Origin of the sequence: Caldisphaera sp., assembly GCF_023256325.1 — an archaeon.
Classification (GTDB): domain Archaea; phylum Thermoproteota; class Thermoprotei_A; order Sulfolobales; family Acidilobaceae; genus Caldisphaera.
Genome location: NZ_JAGDXI010000041.1, coordinates 1 through 3,922 on the forward strand (window position 1 = coordinate 1; position 3,922 = coordinate 3,922).

Consider the following 3,922-nt stretch of genomic DNA (forward strand, 5'->3'; position numbering starts at 1 on the left):
TATTTTGCCCTGTCCTTTCTTACCTTTAATTATATTTACTTTTTCTTTTGCCAAACTTGTTAATTCTGCTTGACCAAGTTCTGAGTTCCATAAATCGAAATATGCTTTTCTATCTTTTGCATAGAATGTCTTGCCATCCCTAAATTTTATCATTACGCTTTTCTTCAATCCTATCCTAAAAAGGGCAATTTCCAACCAATTTTTCGCTATTTTGCTCATTGAGATGAGGTCGTTAATTTTGTTTATCTTAGCATTTATCTTAGCATAATAGTAATCAAACATAGACATGTTTCTCTTTGGATCAAATCCCAATTCCATGAAATCACATTCTATTTTTCAGCGAAGCGTAATTTGTAATTTTATATTGCCTGCCTTATTTTTAATTTATCTGGTTTTTTATTTATTTTTATCATTTTTAATATCTCTTTTATTATATCATCTTCTGTCGACTTTGATAGATTAATTTCTTTGAAATCAGAGATACCATAATTTTTAAAACTCCAATATAACATTTGATCTTTATCATAATATAAGACTATTTTTAAGGCCTTTGCAGGTATTATAAAATCGCATATGCCACTCCTAATTGAGATAGCTACTCCCGCATATTCAACAAATTTTTGCATTAGATCTAATGGGATATTATAAACTAAACAATTTTTATTACCAAATTCCATAGCATTAGAGTTTACTACTACATCATATCCTAGATCTGATATCTTATTTATTAAATCATTCCAAAAAGACTCATTTAAACTTAAATATTTACCACCAGAATAAAATGGGAATAAAATGACAGTTTTCCCAATATGTAGATTTAGATCTTTGAATAATCTTAAAACTTTGTATTTCTCTACTAAAACTAGACTACGCTTGAGTTCTTTCCCAACTTCTTCCCTGTTTATAAATGGAAAATTAAAATCTGGCGGCGTACTAATTATACCAGGTCTCCTAACTCTATACGCATTCATCATAGGATAAAGTACTTCTGGAATATGTGGCATTCTTATTATTTTGTCATCAACATTTAAGGATTTGGCTATAAAATAATACTTTTTATCTACTAATATACATATCCTTTTAATTTGCATTTTCTTCTTGTAGACTCTTAAAATACCAAGACCTATAAAAATGTCTCCAAGGTGTGGTCCTACGATAAAACACCATTCATCTTTTTTTGGTCTAACTACTAACCTTTCTAAAATTATAATTATTAAACCCAACATAAGCGGAGCAAAAATTAGTTTTATCCCAGTATTTAGTGTCTTTAACATTATATCACAGTAGGTGCAACTTTGTTGGACCTTTATCTCTTTTTAAATTTATTGCGATTGCAGTTTTAAGACCATTTGGTTTTATATCATTTATTAATATTCTTTCTCCAACAGGCAAATCAAATAATATTTTGTTAAATCTAATTCCGTAATAATTTAATTGCTTAATAGTATAATCTTTAAATTTTTTATTGCGAGAGGTTAATAAGATAATATAATCATCACTTGGAATTTTTTTAAGAAATCTTTTTACACCTGGCAACAACTTGTCATTTTTATTTTTTTCATAGTATTTTAGATATGCATTATGTTTAAATATAACGCCATCTATATCTATTAGCCAGGTCTTTTTAAGACTTGACAGCTTCAGCTTCATATAATTGCTACCTCTTTCAATTCTAAAAGGCCTTTAAGGTATGCTCCAATTATAGAATCATAATCATCGATTACATAACCAGTAAGTGCTAGCCATATAAGTGCATGCATAATTTTTATATCATTAATTTCTGATTTACTAAATCTTTCATTAAAAACCTCCCAACCTGCCTCTTCATAGTTATTTGATACGATATTTATACTTGCTTTATTTTGATTTAAATCTAAGGTTAGTCTAAAATTCCTTAGGTTAAATTGGTCATAATTTCCTATGCAAGAATAATACAATTTTGCAAAATCATACATCGGATTACCATAGATTAGCTTCTTCCCATAATACCCCCTTGGGTCTATAAATTTTATTTCATTTCGCTTAGTAATTAAGGTATTTGAAAAGGTAGGATCCCCATGTATAACACAGAAATTGTATGATTTATGTATCTTACGAAAAGCTTTAGTAATTGTTTTACTTAAATCTTTATATTTTATATTTATTTTTTTACCATTAACTTCCATTTTGTTCTTTGGCAAGACAGACTCTACCTTGTTTAATCTATGTGTTGTTTTATTTACAAGAACTTCTATATCCTCTTCTAAATCATAAGCCACTTCATCGATTTCATGAAGTTTTATTAATGCATCAATTATTTGATTAAGGATATACTTTCTACTAGTAATTGAAGCGCTATTAATTTCAAATGGATGTTTACCATTTATTAATTCCATTTTTAATGGGTTTAAGCTAATAATTTTGGGTATATTTTCATAACCTTTTCTCATTACATACCTATACCAATTAGATTCTTTTTTGATCAATTCATCGAACTCTTTGTATCTTGCAATTTTAGTTACTATACCATCTTTGATTTTGATTTCGTTAAAAAATCTTGTGTTTTCCTTACCTGTTTCTTTTAACAATATATTGTATTTCTCTAGGCTGCCCACCTCATATACATTATTTACTATATAAGGTTTAAGCGGAATATTTGATTCTTTTAAAAATCTAACAAATTCACCAGAAGTAGGTAAGTTTTTTATTTCTTCTTTATCTTTGAATATAAAAAATCCAAATATACCATTTTTATTGCCACCCTCTTCAGTAGGTTTCCCATTTTTTAAAGTCCACCTGCAATAGCTATTATTAGTAATACCAATGTAATTTTCTTTAACATCTTGGATATATAATTTTTTAGTAAATAAGATGTCTGACCAAACTATTCCAAAAGGCTTATTTGGTGGTATGTAGTCCAATGCTCTTTTAATTCCACTAATGGAGCCATTTCCTTTAGAATAAACTATCTTAAAATTTATTTTGTCTTCAAAGAGCTTGAGATAATTCTTAAGCACCTGGTATTTATACTTGCCAATAACAATAAATTTAGGTTTATTAAAGATTGAATTTAGATGCAAAATTAACGGGCTTCCAAAAACAGAGATAAGGCATTTTGGTTTGTTTGCTGTCAGATACTGCATTCTTGATCCCAAACCACCACATTGAACTATTAGGTATTCAAGCTTCAATTAATGCACCCTGGTTTCTCCAATTTTACCCCCTGGATGTCTATATAAGAAATCTTTTAGGGTGAATCCTCTAGAAGAAGCTATTTCTACAGCTAGCGATTGCAAAACTGCCTCAAATGTTATAGTAGATGCTAATGGAACGATATCATTTAGAAAATCACCCTCACTCTTAATTGGTATAATCAGCCGTAGATCTGCATTTTCTGAAATATATGAATTTTTATTGGCAGTCACAGCTATTATTTTTATCCCCCTATTCTTAAGTTCATCAAACAATTTAAATAATTCTTTTGTTTCACCACTTTTTGATATAAAAATTGTTGCATCCTCTTTGCTAAATATCCCCATATCACCATGTAGTGTATCTACAGGGTCTATAAAACAACTCCTAATTCCAAGTGAATTATAAGTACTTGCTACTTTTTCTGCTACAAACCCACTTTTGCCTACACCCGTAAAATAGGCTATCCCCCGTAAGTTTTTAATAAAAGTTATAAAGTTTTTAAATTCATCCATAAATTCTTCTCGGTTCTTATACAAATCAAATAGCGTAGATATTTGCTTTTCAAGACTTTCATACCATTCCATAAAATTCACATTCTTTTTTTCAATAAAGGTTTAAAAAGCTTCTTAACAAGTGCAATGCTGAATAGGTATTGTTGCACTTTACTCTACTCAGCACTCATCATGGTTTTAAACTTTGATATCATAATAAACTTATGCGCAAATGGCTTACCAGGGACGTTTTGCTC

The 3,922-nt window shown here is 29.1% G+C and carries 5 protein-coding genes; all 5 read right to left on the reverse strand.

Going from position 1 to position 3,922, the window contains the following annotated elements; genetic code table 11:
• A partial coding sequence (locus Q0C16_RS05860; protein ID WP_292320382.1) for a hypothetical protein occupies nt 1–318 on the reverse strand: 318 nt, incomplete at its 3' end.
• 41 nt (nt 319–359) lie between these two features.
• Nucleotides 360–1,274, reverse strand: a complete 915-nt coding sequence (locus Q0C16_RS05865) for a hypothetical protein (protein WP_292320383.1) — start codon at nt 1,272–1,274, stop codon at nt 360–362.
• A 4-nt stretch (nt 1,275–1,278) separates the two neighbouring features.
• Nucleotides 1,279–1,650 carry a hypothetical protein gene (locus tag Q0C16_RS05870; RefSeq protein ID WP_292320384.1) on the reverse strand — a complete coding sequence of 124 codons (372 nt, stop codon included), beginning with the start codon at nt 1,648–1,650 and terminating at the stop codon, nt 1,279–1,281.
• On the reverse strand, nt 1,647–3,170 hold the full coding sequence (locus Q0C16_RS05875) for a hypothetical protein (RefSeq protein ID WP_292320386.1): 1,524 nt from the start codon (nt 3,168–3,170) through the stop codon (nt 1,647–1,649). Before Q0C16_RS05875 ends, Q0C16_RS05870 begins: the two co-directional genes overlap by 4 nt.
• Nucleotides 3,171–3,758 carry an SIS domain-containing protein gene (locus tag Q0C16_RS05880; protein ID WP_292320387.1) on the reverse strand — a complete coding sequence of 196 codons (588 nt, stop codon included), beginning with the start codon at nt 3,756–3,758 and terminating at the stop codon, nt 3,171–3,173.
• Nucleotides 3,759–3,922: the final 164 nt, after the last annotated feature.

Bases quoted from the DNA above. Each gene is read 5' to 3' on its own strand.
- Q0C16_RS05870 (WP_292320384.1), bottom strand. From the start codon at position 1,650: ATGAAGCTGAAGCTGTCAAGTCTTAAAAAGACCTGGCTAATAGATATA.
- Q0C16_RS05865 (WP_292320383.1), bottom strand. From the start codon at position 1,274: ATGTTAAAGACACTAAATACTGGGATAAAACTAATTTTTGCTCCGCTT.
- Q0C16_RS05880 (WP_292320387.1), bottom strand. From the start codon at position 3,758: ATGGAATGGTATGAAAGTCTTGAAAAGCAAATATCTACGCTATTTGAT.